The organism is Arthrobacter sp. 10N43 (assembly GCF_056394525.1).
The window spans coordinates 49667-64458 of the sequence record NZ_JBFTIA010000021.1 but is presented as its reverse complement, the minus strand read 5'-3'; the positions used below and the strand labels follow the sequence as shown (position 1 = coordinate 64458).

General features: G+C 67.1%; 13 protein-coding genes and 1 pseudogene. 2 read left to right on the top strand and 12 right to left on the bottom strand.

The features are described from left to right. Positions 1-184: 184 nt before the first annotated feature. Positions 185-877, top strand: a pseudogene (locus tag AC1DDO_RS22245) (IS30 family transposase); the annotation flags it as partial. 255 nt (positions 878-1132) lie between these two features. On the opposite strand, the gene AC1DDO_RS22240 reads toward AC1DDO_RS22245, so the two are convergent. From AC1DDO_RS22240 to AC1DDO_RS22195, 10 genes are all read right to left on the bottom strand, one after another. Then, positions 1133-1918: a DeoR/GlpR family DNA-binding transcription regulator gene (locus AC1DDO_RS22240; RefSeq protein WP_476972796.1), complete on the bottom strand. Its 786-nt coding sequence runs from the start codon at positions 1916-1918 to the stop codon at positions 1133-1135. A 124-nt stretch (positions 1919-2042) separates the two neighbouring features. Next, complete coding sequence (locus AC1DDO_RS22235; protein WP_476972795.1) at positions 2043-2723, bottom strand: SDR family NAD(P)-dependent oxidoreductase; 681 nt, start codon at positions 2721-2723, stop codon at positions 2043-2045. Beyond that, positions 2720-3994, bottom strand: a complete 1275-nt coding sequence (locus AC1DDO_RS22230; protein ID WP_476972794.1) for a sialidase family protein — start codon at positions 3992-3994, stop codon at positions 2720-2722. Before AC1DDO_RS22230 ends, AC1DDO_RS22235 begins: the two co-directional genes overlap by 4 nt. A gap of 3 nt (positions 3995-3997) precedes the next feature. After that, positions 3998-4774, bottom strand: a complete 777-nt coding sequence (locus AC1DDO_RS22225; protein WP_476972793.1) for an HpcH/HpaI aldolase family protein — start codon at positions 4772-4774, stop codon at positions 3998-4000. A gap of 56 nt (positions 4775-4830) precedes the next feature. After that, on the bottom strand, positions 4831-5820 hold the full coding sequence (locus AC1DDO_RS22220) for an aldo/keto reductase (RefSeq protein ID WP_476972792.1): 990 nt from the start codon (positions 5818-5820) through the stop codon (positions 4831-4833). Positions 5821-5878: 58 nt separating this feature from the next. Next, on the bottom strand, positions 5879-6709 hold the full coding sequence (locus tag AC1DDO_RS22215) for an ATP-binding cassette domain-containing protein (RefSeq protein ID WP_476972791.1): 831 nt from the start codon (positions 6707-6709) through the stop codon (positions 5879-5881). After that, positions 6702-7559 carry an ABC transporter ATP-binding protein gene (locus tag AC1DDO_RS22210; RefSeq protein WP_476972790.1) on the bottom strand — a complete coding sequence of 286 codons (858 nt, stop codon included), beginning with the start codon at positions 7557-7559 and terminating at the stop codon, positions 6702-6704. Before AC1DDO_RS22210 ends, AC1DDO_RS22215 begins: the two co-directional genes overlap by 8 nt. A 19-nt stretch (positions 7560-7578) precedes the next feature. Continuing rightward, a complete protein-coding gene (locus AC1DDO_RS22205; RefSeq protein WP_476972789.1) occupies positions 7579-8529 on the bottom strand; it encodes an ABC transporter permease in 951 nt (316 codons plus the stop codon). Continuing rightward, positions 8526-9461 carry an ABC transporter permease gene (locus tag AC1DDO_RS22200; protein ID WP_476972788.1) on the bottom strand — a complete coding sequence of 312 codons (936 nt, stop codon included), beginning with the start codon at positions 9459-9461 and terminating at the stop codon, positions 8526-8528. The genes AC1DDO_RS22205 and AC1DDO_RS22200 overlap by 4 nt, the downstream gene beginning before the upstream one ends. A 2-nt stretch (positions 9462-9463) precedes the next feature. Further along, the gene (locus AC1DDO_RS22195; protein ID WP_476972787.1) at positions 9464-11038 is read right to left on the bottom strand and encodes an ABC transporter substrate-binding protein; all 1575 of its coding nucleotides are present in this window, start codon (positions 11036-11038) and stop codon (positions 9464-9466) included. A gap of 216 nt (positions 11039-11254) precedes the next feature. Here AC1DDO_RS22195 and pdxA point away from each other — a divergent pair, with 216 nt between their 5' ends. Continuing rightward, positions 11255-13666: a 4-hydroxythreonine-4-phosphate dehydrogenase PdxA gene (gene pdxA, locus AC1DDO_RS22190; protein ID WP_476972786.1), complete on the top strand. Its 2412-nt coding sequence runs from the start codon at positions 11255-11257 to the stop codon at positions 13664-13666. Positions 13667-13798: 132 nt separating this feature from the next. Here pdxA and AC1DDO_RS22185 read toward each other — a convergent pair whose 3' ends face one another. Beyond that, positions 13799-14284: a hypothetical protein gene (locus AC1DDO_RS22185; RefSeq protein WP_476972785.1), complete on the bottom strand. Its 486-nt coding sequence runs from the start codon at positions 14282-14284 to the stop codon at positions 13799-13801. Positions 14285-14436: 152 nt separating this feature from the next. Next, on the bottom strand, positions 14437-14664 hold the full coding sequence (locus AC1DDO_RS22180; protein WP_476972784.1) for a hypothetical protein: 228 nt from the start codon (positions 14662-14664) through the stop codon (positions 14437-14439). Between the last annotated feature and the right edge of the window lie 128 nt (positions 14665-14792).

The following is a 14792-nucleotide window of genomic DNA, read 5'->3' as shown; positions in this document are numbered from 1 at the left end:
CGCAGAATCATACGGTCGTTGCAACATCTGATTTTTGGAGGTTGCCATGCCGAGTGGTTATCGGGCGCCCGATGCGCTGAAGGATGAGTTCTTTTCACTTCTGCGGCAGGGGATGGCGGTCACGCAAGCCTCTGCCCGGATTGGGGTGTGGCGCAGTAGTACGCAGCGGTGGCTGGGCAAGACTGGCGGCATGCGGATGCGGATGGGTGTTGACGGCGGTGTTGAGGCGGGCCCGGTCCCGGCTGTCCGCCCGGGGTCCAACCGGCTTGATCTGGTGGACCGGGCGGTGATTATGATCCGGGTCCGCGAGGGCGCCAAGGTCGCCGCGATCGCCCGCGAAATCGGCAGGGACCGGTCGGTTGTATGGCGGGAGGTCCGTCGTAACCGGGGCGCTGATGGGTCGTATCAGGCCGATGTGGCACAGATATGGACCCATCAGCGCGCCCGGCGCCCCAAGGCGTTCCGGCTCCAGAACCCGGAGCTGGTCAAATTCGTCGAGGACGCGATGGACGACGGGTGGTCCCCGAAGCTGGTGTCCTTGGTTCTGAAGCAAACCTTCGGTCACGATGAGAGCATGCAGATCAGCCACGAAACGATCTATCAGAGCCTCTACGTCCAGGGCCGGGGAGAACTCCGCAAGGATCTCTACCGGTGCCTAAGCACCAGCCGGAGCAAACGGACGCCCCGCGGTGAGCGGCCCCACGGAAACGCAGGCCAGCACTACAAGGATGCTCCGAAGATCTCAGAACGCCCCGCGGAGGCCGATGACCGGGCCGTGCCCGGGCACTGGGAAGGCGATCTCATCATCGGCAAGGACGGCCGCAGTGCCATCGGCACGCTGGTCGAGCGCACCACCCGGTACACCGTCCTGCTGCACCGCCGAGGACCTCAACACCATCGCCGACAAACTCAACAACCGGCCCCGGCCCACCCTGGACCTCGAAACCCCAAAGCAACGCATGCGCCAACTAATCGCCACCGCGGCCTAAACCCCGATGTTGCAACGACCAATTGACTTTGGACAGCCGTAATGGCCGCTAAGTGACCCCGCGTTGCACTCTAAGTGGGCCCCGGTCGCTAGGTCAGGCGGTTGGCGCCGTTCGGCGTCGGCGATTCGGCGTCGGCGCTTGGGTCAGGCGGCCTGCGCCGGCGCCACCTCAACGAGTTGGACCGTCACCCCGGATTGCCGGAAGAGCTCGACCTGCTCCGGGTCCGCGCGGTTGTCCGTGACCAGGATCCACGGGGCGGGAAGCCGCACCCAGGCATGGAACGGCCGCTTGCCGAGCTTGGTGGAATCCGCCAGGACGTAGACCGTGTTGCCGCGGCGTGCCATCAGTTCTTTGAGGCGCGTCTGGGCCTGGTCGGCCTCGCACAGGCCGGCATCCACAGTGACCGCGTCCGCGCCAAGGAACACCCGGTCGAAGCTCATCCGCTCCAGGGCGGCCTCGGCGATGGGGCCCACGAAGGTTTGGCTGACTCCGCGGAGCCGTCCGCCCAGGCAGTCCACCTGGATGCCGGGGGAGTCGGCGAGTTCCTGGAGGGTGTTGATGCCCGGTGTGGTGACGGAGAGGTTCTCCCGGTCCCGGAGGGCGTGCGCCATGGCCCCGACGGTGGAGCCGCCGTCGAGCAGGATGTTTTCGCCCTCTTTCACTTCGGCGGCGGCCCAGGCGGCGATGGCGTGCTTCTGCTCGAAGGCCTCGCCGGTCCGCTGCCGCAGGGACGGCTCGGGGTGTGCGCCCAGCGCCACGGCGCCGCCGTAGGTCCGGGCGAGTTTTCCCTGCTCGTTCAGCTGGGCCAAGTCCCGCCGGATGGTGGAGGCCGTCACGGCAAAATGCCGAGACAGGTCTTCCACGGACGCCAGGCCCGTGGTCACGGCGAGGTGGTAGATCTCTTCGCGCCTGGCTTTGGCGGTAGTCATCGTTGGCTCTCCTTCACCGGCTGCTGACGCATCCGTAGCTGTACCGCGCGGTACATTGCTGTCCCCATGCTAATCGGCCCCGGCGCGCATCCGTTCCGTGCGCGTACGTTCACCGCGCATCCTCTCATAGCGACGCGCCGCCGCAGATCACATAGTTCTGTCCCGTGATGGACTTCCCATGATTCCCCAGCAGGAATCCGGCGAGTGCCGCCACGTCCTCCGGGTCCACGAGTTGGCCCAGCGCCGGCAGCTTCGGCGGAGTGGCGGACCGGCCCGGGTCGGCGAGCATGGGTGTGTCCGTCGGCCCCGGGGACAGCACGTTCACCGTGATGCCGCGCGGTGCCAGTTCCTGCGCCCAGGTCCGGCCCATGCCCAGCAGCGCAGCCTTGGTGGCTGCGTACTGGCTCTTGCCGGGCGAACCGGTGGAGGTCCGGCTGCCCACCAGGAGCACGCGGCCGCCGTCGGGCATGCCCGGAACCAGGGCGTTGGCCAGGCTGCTCGCGGCCGCCACATGGACGGTGAACATGCCCGTCAGTGCCTCGGGATCCAGCTCGCCCAGCAAGGCGGTCCGCTGGAAGCCCGCGGCGTGGACCAGGGCGTTTACCGGAGGCAGGTCCTCGACGCAGGCGTCCAGGGACGACGGGTCCGAAAGGTCCGCCTGCCGCCACTGGAAGCCCGGCCCGAGCTCGGGCTCGCTCCGGCTGAGCCCGGTTACCTGCCAGCCAGCGGCCAGCAGCCGGACCGCGATCGCCATGCCGATCCCGGAGCTGCAGCCGGTCACGACGGCGTGCGGCGCACCGGTCACTGGACGTCGCCGCCCGGGGTGCTGGTCCCGTCGTAGGCCCACTGCGGATCCACGCGGACGTACTTGATGGCCTGCCGGAAGTACGTGTACGCGATGTTCAGGGCGCCGTCCGGGCCCTGGTGGATGGACGGGTAGGAGTATTCGCGGTTCAGGCCGTCGCGGGAGTTGTTGGACAGGCAGTAGCCGTCGCCCACGTCGAGGTTGCGGCGGATGGGCCAGCTGCGGCCGGAGTCCTCGGAGATCGCGAGTGTCATCGGGGACCGCGGCGTGCCCCAGAAGGCCTTCCGTTCGCTGCCGTCTCCTGGAACCGAAGCTGCGGGGACCACCGGCTCGGTGATCTGCCCCTGTTCCTCGGCGAGGCCGTCGTCGTCGATCTCGTCGTAGAGCGAGAGCCGCCGCTCGGTGGAGGCCTCGGCCCGGCTGTGGTTGTAGACCAGGGCCAGCCGCCCGTCGGCCAGCGCAGTGAACTGGATGGAGGAGTTGTTGTTCGGCAGCTCGGTGGGAACGGGCTCGCTCCAGGTGCTGCCGCCGTCGGTGGACCGGGATTCGTAGATCGAGTCGGCCCAGCGGCTGCGGAACAGGGCCAGCAGGGACCCGTCGGCCACGGGCTGGATGTTCATGTGGACGCAGCCCAAGCTGCCCGGCAGGACATGCTCAGTCCAGGTGGCGCCGGCGTCGTCGGAAATCATGACGGCGCTGTCGTCGCTGTTGCCCACCCACTTCTCGCCGGGGGTGGTGATGCAGCGGAAGATCGGGATGATCAGCCGGCCCGACGGCAGCACCACGGGCAGTTGGCGGACGAACACGCCGCCGGTCTGGTTGGCTGCGAACAGGGTCTCCACCGGGCCCCAGGTCCGGCCGCTGTCGCCGGAGATGCGACGGCGGACCTCGGCGGTGTCCTGGTTGCCGGCCTTCTGCGCGGTGTACAGCAGCCACAGCCGGTGGTCCGGGGCGGCGAACAGGATGGGGTTCTGTTCGGAGCGGGCGGAGTCGTCGGAGAGCTGCTCGGCCGGCGACCACTGGCGGCTGCCGGGCTCCAGGGCCGAGAACCAGATGGAGATGTCCGGCACGCCTTCCTGGGTGCCGCCGAACCACACGCAGCCGAGCCGACCGTCCGGAAGCGTCAGGAGGTTCGCGGCGTGGCTCTGCACCGTGGGCGCCGGCAAGTACGCGTACTGGCTGCCGCCGGCTACCTTGACCTCGCCGTCGGGCGTGATGGTGGTGTAGCCAGCAGCGGAAGCCTGAGTGCTGGGTGCGTCTGTTGAAAACACAGGTCAGTCCTTTGCGGTTGCGGCGGCCAGGTGGGCCTTGGCGGCCAGCTCCAGGTGGGTCAGGTCGGAGGCGACGGTGGTGAAGGTGTAGCCCTGGCGCAGCCGGAGCGCGGCCACCTCGCCAGCCGGGGTGTGAATGCCCGCGGCCACGCCGGCAGAGGCGGCTGCCTCGGCGATGGTCTCCAGCGCGGCGTTGAATTCGGCGTCGACGGCAGGATCACCCGGGTAGGCGGCGCCTACGGCGATCGCGAGGTCGGAGGGGCCCACGTAGATGCCGTCCAGCCCGGGCGTCTGGCAGATTTCCTTGACGTTGGCCAGCCCTTCCGGGGTCTCGATCATGGCGAAGATCAGGGTGGCGGCGTTCGCCTCGGCGGGAACCGGGCCGATCCGCAGGGCCGAGCGCATGGGGCCGTAGGACCGGCCGCCCAGCGGCGGGTACTTGGCCGCCGCGACGGCCGCGGCGGCGTCCGCCGCGGAGTTGACCAGGGGGACGATCACGCCGACGGCGCCGGCGTCGAGCGCCTTGCCGATCGCGGTGAAGTCATTGCCCTCCACCCGCACCATGCCGACGGCGGTGTGCCCGGCGTCGATCGCCATGAGCCCGTTCAGCACGCCCGAGTAGCCCAAGAGCCCGTGCTGCGCGTCCAGCGCCACGTAGTCATAGCCGAGCCGGCTGATGCGCTCGGTGGCGACGGGCGCGTCCAGGACGGCCCAGTAGCCAACGGCCTGCTCGCGGGCGCGGATCTTGCGGGCGAATTCGGTAGCGAGTTCGGAAGTCATGTTCTCTCTTCTGCCTTAGAGTCGTTGGAATTCAGTCTGGGGAATGGTTGCGTAGGTCAGCGGTTGTAGGCGGGCATGGGGCCACGGAGGCCGGAGCCGACGGCGGCGCACGCCTCGGATATCTCTGACGGCAGCGGGCCCTTGGCCACGGCCGCGATGTTGGCCTGCAGCTGCTCCACTTTGGAGCCGCCGAGCAGCATGGAGCCGACGCCGTTCCGGTACGCGAGCCAGCGTAGGGACAGCTCGGCCAGGCTGATGCCCGCGCCTTCGGCGATGTTGGCCAGGGCGGACACGGCCTCGAACAGCTGCTTGTCCCAGTACCGCTGGGTATACATGGCGGCGAGTTTGGAGTCGCCGTAGCGTCCCTCGGTCGGCTTTGCGTCAAAGCTGTGCTTCCCGGTCAGCAGGCCGCCGCCGAGCGGGTTGTAGACCATGGTGTGGACCTGGTGCGTGGCGGCGAATTCGAGGTATTCCTCCTCCACCCGACGGGCCACCAGGTTGTAGAGCTGCTGCGCGACCACCGGACGCGGTGCGCCCACTTCACTGGCCACATGGATGACGTCGGCGATCTGCCATGCCGCGAAGTTGGACACGCCCAGGGCACCGATCTTCCCTTCGGTGGCGAGCTCCGCCACCGTGGCCAGGGTTTCCTGCAGCGGGGTGACCCGGTCCGGCTGGTGCAAATAGAACAGGTCGATGCTGTCCACGCCGAGCCGGCGCAGGCTGCCCTCCACGCTGTTGCGCAGCCCTTCCTTGGACAGCGGCGCGTGCTGGCCGTGGTCCGGGTGCGGCATGCCCGCCTTGGAGGCGAGGACGACGTCGGCCCGGCGGTCCTTCAGGAGGCGGGACAGCATCTCCTCGGTGGCTCCGCCGACGTAGGCGTTGGCGGTGTCGATGGTAGTGATCCCGGCGGCCAGCGCCTCGTCCACCATCCGTCCCGCGGTGGCCTCATCGGCGGTGTCGCCAAACGTCATGGTGCCCAGGACGAGCCTGGAGATGGGTAGCTTCAGGCCGTCCACTGGCGTGCCTTCGGGCTGGATGCTCATTGGTTGATTCCTCGCGGTTGCTGTGACTGGAGATGGTTTGGGGCAGGCGGTCAGGGCCTCAGGCGCTGGTCTTCAGCGCGAGCGACGAGACGATGTGCCGCGGCTTCAGGCCGGTCATGGTGGACGGGTCGAGGGCGGCGCGGCGGAGCTTGCGGGTGTAGTCCTCGGTGGGCGCGGTCAGCACCTGCGCCGTCGTTCCGTGCTCCACAAGCTTGCCGCGCTGCATGACCATCACGGTATCGCTGATCTCCTGCACCACGCCGAGGTTGTGCGAAATGAAGACGTAGGTGATGCCGGTTTCGTCCTGGATGGATTTGAGCAGCCGGAGCACCTGGGCCTGCACGGAGACGTCGAGCGCACTGGTGGCCTCGTCGCAGACCAGCAGTTCCGGCTTGGACGCCAGCGCCCGGGCAATCCCGATCCGCTGCCGCTGGCCGCCGGAGAACTCTGACGGGTGCTTGTCCAGGGATGCGACCGGCAGGCCCACCTGGTCGATCAGGCTGGCAGCCGCCCGGTGCCGCTCGGCCCGCGACCGGACACCCTGGAGCTTCAGCGGCTCGGCCACGATTTCCTGCGCCGTGAGGTGCGGATCCAGGGACCCGTACGGGTCCTGGAAAACCATCTGAAACTTCGAGCGCAGGGGCCGGAGCTTGGCCTCGCTGAGCGCCGCCAGGTCCGTCCCGTCCAGGTCGATCCGGCCGCTGGTCGGCGTGACCAGGCGCATGAGCGCCTTGGCGATGGTGGACTTCCCGCAGCCGGATTCCCCGACGACGGCGATCGTCTTGCCCTTCTCGACCGAGAAGGAGACGTCGTCCACTGCCCGGAAGGTTCCGCCGGAGACGTGGTAGTCCACCACGAGGTTTTCGACGGACAGGAACGGCTTATTCATGGCGGGCTCCAGTGGTGGTCAGGGCGGTGGTGTCTGGGGTTTCGTCCCAGGCGCCCAGGACGGGGATGGCGGCGAGCAGCTTGCGCGTGTAGTCGGTGGCGGGGTTGTCCACGATCTGCTGGACCTCGCCGGACTCGACGAACGCGCCGTCCTTCATGACGTGGATCCGGTCCGAGATCAGCCGGGCCACGCCGAGGTCGTGCGTGATCATCAGGATGCCGATGCCGCGCTGTTCCTGCAGCTCGAGCAGCAGGTCCAGGATGCCGGCCTGCACGGTGACGTCCAGGGCGGACGTGGGTTCGTCGGCGACCAGCAGTTGCGGTTCGCTGGCCAGGGCGATGGCGATCAGGACGCGCTGGAGCATGCCGCCGGAGAGCTGGTGCGGGTATTTCTTCAGTTGCGCATCCGGGGTGGGGATGTGGACCTGTTCCAGCAGCCGGATGGCGCGGGCATGGACGGCGCCCTTGTCCTTGGTCGAGGCGGCGCCGGCGATCCGGATGGCCTCGAACAGCTGGTTGCCGATCGAGTGCACGGGGCTCAGTGCCGTCATGGGGTCCTGCGGGATCAGTGCGAGGGTCCTGCCGCGGACCTTGTTGATCGCCTTGGCATCGGCGATCACGTCCACGCCGTCGATCTTGACCGATCCCGAGATCACGGCGAGGTCCTCCGGCAGGAGCCGGAGGAGGCCCATCGCCGTCGTTGATTTTCCGGAACCGGACTCACCGATGATGGTGACCGTCTCGCCCCGGTGGATGGTGAAGCTGACGCAGTCCACGGCGCGGACAATGCCGACGTCGGTGATCAGTTCCACCTGGAAGTCGCGGACTTCCAGCAGCGGCTGTTCTGTCATTTCCGAATGCAAGGCCATCTCAGGCACCCTTCTTCTTGCGGCGGGGACGGTCGCGGAGGCCGTCGCCCAGCAGGTTCACGCCCACTACCATGATCGCGATGACCAGGCCGGGCACCGTTACCAGCCACCAGGCGGTGGTGAGGTAGCCCTGACCGTCGGAGATGATGCGCCCCCACGTGGCGAATGGCCGCTGCGGGCCGGCGCCGAGGAAGGCGAGCGCGCTTTCCAGCAGCACGGCCTGGGCCAGGAGGAGCAGGACCACCAGCGTGGCCTGTTTGATGACGTTGGGGATGATGTGCTGGATCAGGATCTGCACGCGGTGCAGGCCCAGGATCCGCGCGGCGGAGACGTAGGGCTTTTCGCGTTCCACGAGCACCATGGACCGGGTCAGGCGCGCCACTTCTGGCCATTGGGCGATGGCGATCACGAACGTGATGACCGGAATGGACGGGCCGAAGAGCGCCACCACCAGCAGCAGCATCATCAGCAGCGGCAGGGACATCTGCGCCTCGATCAGGCGGGAGACCACGGTGTCCAGCTTGCCGCCGAAGTACCCGGCTGCCGCGCCGGCGATGATGCCGATGGTGCCGGAGACCACCACGGCCAGGACACCGATGGTGAGCGAGACCTGGCCGCCATGCAGCACCCGGGAGAGCAGGTCGCGGCCCAGCTGGTCGGTGCCGAACAGGTGACCCTCGCTCAGCGGTGGAAGCAGCCGGTGGGCAAGGTCCTGGTGGTTGGGGTCCGCCAGCGGCAGGAACCCGGCCAGCACGATTGGAACGACCACCAGCAGCGTGCAGATGACGCCGGTGCGTATCTTGAACTTGGCGCCGGCCCGTCGGCGGGTGGCGCCGGCCTTGGCGATCAGCTCCTTGGTGACGGCGCTGGGGGAGGACTTCCTGGCCGAGGGCTCGGTGGGTACTTCTGCCGGAGGGACTGCGGAAGGAGTTGCGGTGTCGCTGATGCTCATGCTGTGGCCGCCTTTCCAAGACGAATGCGGGGATCAAGTAGCGGGTAGGCGAGGTCGACGAGCAGCTGGACTCCAACCGCCAGCAGAGCCGTGATCAGGACCGTGGCCTGGATCAGCGGGTAGTCGCGGGTTTCGAGCGCCCGCACAATCAGGGAGCCGACGCCGGGCCACGCGAACACCACTTCCACCACCACCACGCCGTTGAGCATGGCCGCGAAGCGGGTGCCGAGGGCCGTGAAGACGGGGATGGCGGAGTTGCCCATGGCGTAGCGCCAGGTCAGCAGGGAATTCCGGACGCCGCGGGAGCGGGCGACGGTCAGGTAGGGTGCGGCGAAGTTCGCCGTCATTTCCCGCCGGACCATCCGCGAGATCAGGGCGATCTGCAGGATGGCGATGGTGACGGTCGGCAGGACCAGGCTGCCCCAGGTGGCGAAGCCGGAGGCCGGGAAAATCGGGATGAGGACGGCGAAGAACGTGAGCAGCATGATGCCGGTCCAGAAGTCCGGCATGGACTGCCCGGCGATGGTCAGGACGTTGACGCCGAATTCCTTTTTGGTGTCCGGCCGGCGGGACATCCAGACGCCCAGCGGGATGGCGACAACTGTGGTGAGCAGGATCGCGGACGTGGCCAAGGTCAGCGTGTACGGCAACCGCTCCATGACTACCTGCACGGCCGGGGCCTGGAAGGAGTACGAGGTGCCGAGGTTGCCGGTGAACAGCTGCTGCAGGAAGATCCAGTACTGCTCGAGCAGGGGCAGGTCCAGGCCGAACTGCTGGCGGACCTTGGCCAGCTCTTCGGTGGTGGCCAGCGGTCCGGCGTAGGCAACGGCCGGATCGCCCGGGGCCAGGCGGATCAGGATGAACACCGTGGAAACCGTGAGGAACACGGTCAGCAGGCCTTGGCCGATCCTCTTGAGGATGTACTTCGTCATGGTCAGGCCTCCAGCCGGACGTCAGCGAGCGGGTAGGAGTTGGTGGGTGCCAGCGAAAGGCCGCCCACCCGGTTGCGGTGGGCCAGCACGGACTTGGGCACGAACGCCCAGGCGCAGGGCCAGGTCTCCCAGATGGCCTGCTGGGCCACGGCGAGCAGCTGCTGCCGCCGTACGGGATCAACTTCGGTGGCGGCGGCCTGGATCTTGGCGTGCACGGCGGGATTCACATATCCCTGGTAGGTGTCGCGGGTCTTTTCCTTCTCCGCGGTGCCGGCGTACATGCCCTGCATCATGGTGATGGCCAGGCCGGTGGGGCTGCTGAAGCCATTGCCCAGCAGGTCCCAGTCGCCTTGCTTGCCCTGGCGCCAGGCCGAGATGTTGCCGCCGGCTTCGAACTGCTGGAGCTGGGCCTGGACGCCGATGTTGCCGAACATCTCCACGAGGGCCTCCATGACGGAGGTGTCGGAAGCGAATTCGCCGGTTTCCCAGATGATCTTCAGGCTGAGGTCGTTGACGCCCAGGCTCTTCAGGGTTGCCTTGGCCTTCTCCGGATCGTAAACGTAGGTGCCGGTCTTGGCGAAGCCGGTCAGGCTGGACGGGGTGACACCCTCGGCCTGGCTGACGGAGTTCACCAGCACGTCCTTGACCAACGCTTCGCCGTTGATGGCCCAGCTGAGGGCCTCACGGACCCGGACATCGGCCAGCGGATGCCCTGCCGGTTTGCGGAAGTTGTAGAAGATCTGGTTCAGCCGGAGGCTGGACGCTTCACTCAGTACGACGCCGGGAAGTCCGGCCAGCTGTTCGCGCGAGTCGGGCGTGATGGAGTCAATGACATCCACCTCGCCGCTGCGCAGCGCGATGACGCGGCTGGATTCCTCCGGGAGGAACCGAACCTCGACGGTGTCCACCGCGGGTGCCGGGCCCCAGTAGTTCTCGTTGCGGCGCAGGCTGTAGGTGCCGGCGCCGCGGTTGAACTTGGTCACGACGTACGGGCCGGTGCCGACGCCTTCCTGCAACTCTTCTGGCTTGTTCTTGGCCGCGGGGCTGATCAGGATCATGCTCATGAGCGAATCGAGGATGGGAATCGGCTTCTTAGATTCCATCCGGAAGGTCCGGTCATCCACAGGTACCACGGCGGGGAACTCGGGGAAGAAGCCGGCAACGAAGGAGCCCTGGACCTGCTGGTACATCTTCAGGGCCGTGGCGACGTCCTCGATCTTCAGGGGAGTGCCGTCGGAGTACTTGATGCCTTCGCGGAGCTTGACCGTCCATACCGTGGGGGAGGTCATGACGAAGCTTTCGGCCAGGACCAGGACGGGCTTGGTCTCGGGGCCAATGGCGGTGAGTCCCTGGCGTACGGCGCGCTGGACCGTGACGGCGGCGTCGAACTGGTTGAGTTTGTTGTCCAGGCTGACCAGGGAGCGGTTGAGCGCCAGGGTCAAGGTGCTGGGGCCCGGCAGGCCGGTGGGGCCGGCACATCCGGCAACGCTGCCTGTGCCCAGGAGAAGTCCGGCCAGTCCGCCAAATTGCAGCAGGCGGCGCCGGGAAATCTCGGGTCCTTGAGGAAGAACGGTCATCGTTGACCTCTCGGTAGAACGGGGGACGGCTGGCGACCGGATGGCCTGCGCCGTGTTACATGGATCACCTTGCCACGTTTGCGCGATTCGCGCAACAGTTCTAGCGCGATTCGCGCAGTTGTGTCATGATGAGGACATCGAAAGCTTGATGAAGAGCTCGATGACCAGCTTCATTGCCCGCTTGATTACCAGTCCGATCCAAGGGAGGAGGGAGACATGGCAACAGTGCTCGTACAGGCCGATGACTTTTCAGGCGCCGCTGAAGTGGGGGAGTGCTTTGCCCGGCAGGGGTTCGACACGCGAATCCTGCTCGAGCCATCTTCCGCGACTTCCGACGTGATTGTTGCTGACACGCACTCGAGGTCTTCCTCTGCGGAAGCTGCCGCGGCCGCCGTGGCCCGGGTCTTTGCCGGGCAGGACGCCGTGGACGCTGCTGTGCTGTTCAAGAAGATCGACTCGCTGTGGCGCGGCAACGTGGGCGCCGAAGTGGCTGCCCTGGCGGACCTCGGTTTCCACGTGCTGATCGCCGGTGCCCTGCCGCAGCTGCGGCGCACCGTAGTGGACGGACGTCCCTACGCCGACGGCGTGCCCCTGGCCGATACCGGACTCTGGAAGGCCGAGGCAGCAACGCCGCCCTCCCTGATCGCGGAGGTTCTGCCGCAGAGTCCCGTTCAGGAGCTGGATCTCGCCGCGGTCCGTTCTCCGGCCCTGGCAGCCAAGCTCCGTGAGTTGTTCGCGGGTGATGAGGCCGCGACCGTGGTGGCCGACGGCGAAACCGAGGCAGACCTGGAAGCCGTGGTGCAAGCCCTGGCCCAGATGGACTTCGCCGCCGGCGGCCGCAGGATCGTCCTCGTGGGCACGGGCGGCATCGCCGCCGTGCTCGCGCAAACGCTTCGACCGGCGGTTCACTCCGCTTCGGACACGAAAACGCCGGTCCCTGCGCGAAACGCGCAAGTCGTACGAGACGCCAGTACCTCCGATCTTACTGTCAGCCGTGCCGCACGGCCGGTGCTCGCCGTCGTCGGCTCCGCGTCCGAGGCCGCACGCAGGCAACTGCGGGAGCTTCAGGCCGGAGGATTTACGCTCGTCGGGCTGAGCCCGGAAGAACTGCGTGAGTCGGGGACTGCCCCCAAGGTGAGCATTGTCCGCGAGGCCCTGGCCGCCCGCGAGCCTGTAGTCGTGACCGTCGTCGCCGAGAACGTGGATCCTCGCGAAGTCGGCACGATCGTCCACAGCCTGTCGGACTTCGTGTCCGCCGCCGTCGTACAACGGTCGGGACCCGACGTCGTGCTTCCCGATCTCATCCTGACCGGCGGCGAGACCGCCCGCGAAGTGCTGGACCGCCTCGGCATCCGGGCGCTGGAGCCGCTCGGCGCCGAACAACACGGTGCGGTGGTCAGCCTGGCCGACGACGGCAGGCTGGTAGGCACCAAACCCGGCAGCTTCGGCGATGACCAGGCCCTGTTGCAGCTCTACCAATCAATCCAAAGCCGTCGGGCCACCGACCCGGCCGGCACTGCAGGTTACGAACCACTCGACCCTTCCGCAAAATCTGGAGAAACCATGAATTCAGTCTTGAAAGCAGCCGAGTTGAATGCCACCGATTTGAAGGCAACAGCACAGGACACCCGCCCCGTCATCGCCGTCACAATGGGCGACGGCGCCGGCGTCGGCCCCGAAGTGACGGTGGGCGCGCTGCTGGCCGAGAACGCGTACCGGGACTGCCGGCCCGTCGTCATCGGCGACGTGTACCGGCTGGAACTGGGTGCGAAGGCGCTGGGCGTGACGGCGGACATCGTGGAGATCCAGGACGTGGCCGATGCCGTCTTCGAACCGGGCCGCATCAACGTGGTTGATCCGAAGCTGCTCTCGCATGACCTGCCGTGGGGTGTGGAATCGGCGGAGGCCGGCAACGCCGCGTACCACTACATCCGGATCGCCTGCGAGCTCGGGATGAAGGGGGAGGTGCAGGGGATTTGCACCGCGCCGCTGAACAAGGCCGCGCTGCACAAGGCCGGGCACGTGTACCCGGGCCACACGGAGCTGCTGGCGCACTTCATGGGGATTGAGGAAGTCTCCATGATGCTCTCCACGCCCAAGGTCAAAGTCATCCACGTCACCACGCACATCGGCCTGATCGATGCGATCAACAAGATCGAGCCCGGCCTGGTGGAACGCACGGTCCGGCGCGGCTACAGCGCCATGCAGCGCGCCGGCATCGCCAACCCCAAGATCGGCGTCTGCGCCATCAACCCGCACGCGGGGGAGAACGGCCTGTTCGGCTACGGCGAGGAGGCGGAGAAGATCACCCCGGCCATCGAGAAGCTGCAGGCGGACGGCATCGACGCCCGCGGCCCGCTCCCGGCAGACACCGCGTTCTTCCTGGCCGGCCGCGGCGACTTCGACCTGATCGTCGCGATGTATCACGACCAGGGTCACGGCCCCGTGAAGGTCCTCGGCATCGAGGCCGGCGTCAACATCACCGTGGGTCTGCCCGTGATCCGCACCTCCGTGGACCACGGCACGGCCTTCGACATCGCGGGCAAGGGCATCGTGGACGTGCGGAGCATGATCGAGGCCCTGCGCCAGGCCGCGGAGATGTCGCCGAGCCCGGTGCTGCAGGGGTAGAGCTTCTGCGAACAGCAACGCGAGGTCACGTAGCGCCCATCCAGAGGGGCGGGTTCCACCGAATGCAGCACGACGGCGCTTCCCGCCTGTCGGGCGAGGGCCCAGCGTGCGACAGGATAGCCACGCTGCAGGTTAGCGAGGCTTGGGGCCTTTGCGTCGGGGGACGGAGACGTCCCCATAGTTGACGCCAATCGACCGCCCCCGTGCGAAGTGGGCGTTGGCGATTTCACTGAGTTCCCGGCTGCTCTTCCGAGGGTAGGTCAGCCGGATCCACTCGTAGTCCCACTCCTGCATGTCCCGTACGTGACGGACCTGTTTGGCGGCGCGCATCTGGACCGCGAGATCTTCACTGACGAGGGCCGGGCTGGGCGGGGTCTTGATCGGTCGGGGCTTGGGTGGTGGGGCTGCCTTGGGCGAGCGCGCCTTGACCGGAGGGTGCGGGGTCTTGGCGAAGCGGACGATTGCCACGGTCAGCGCTACCACGCCGACGGCGATCAGGAGAACCCACCAGTATTGGATGATGAGACCGATCACGGCGAGAGCGAGGAAGAAGCCGAAGGGGCCGCACCCGGCGGCGGCGGCGCCCGCGTTACTTGAACGACGACGTTTGGTTGCCATGCTGCAAGATCCCACCTGGCGCCGACAATTTGTGTTCAGAGAAGTGCTCGAGTGCCAGCGAGCTGGATCTCGGGCTGTGGATGTCTCGCTGGAGAAGTGGCTCGGGTGCGGGCGCCTTCCCTGATGCTCTGGCAGCGGCGGTTGCCGCGGAGCTACTTCTTCCGAGTCTTCCTGACGAAATCTGCAGCTTGCCGGCAAGCCTGCTTGGCCTCAGTGCTTGTTACCACCGCATAAATCTTCTTGCCCTCTTCGGCCAGTCCCTTAACTCGTGCCTGTACGACGGGGTCCTTTGCGAGGGCGTACAGCTTGTCTCCATTGGCTTTTGCCTTCGCCCCGCCGTTCTTCAATACGGCGGCAGCCTTGTTGCCTATTCCAGACATAATTCCTCCATACCATCGGCGGCCCGTCCAGCGAGATTAGCACCATATGAGAAGGTGCCTGGGAAGCCAGAAGATGTCCGGGTACGCGGCTTCACCGGGTGCTCGTCCTTGGTGTCCAGTAGATCAAG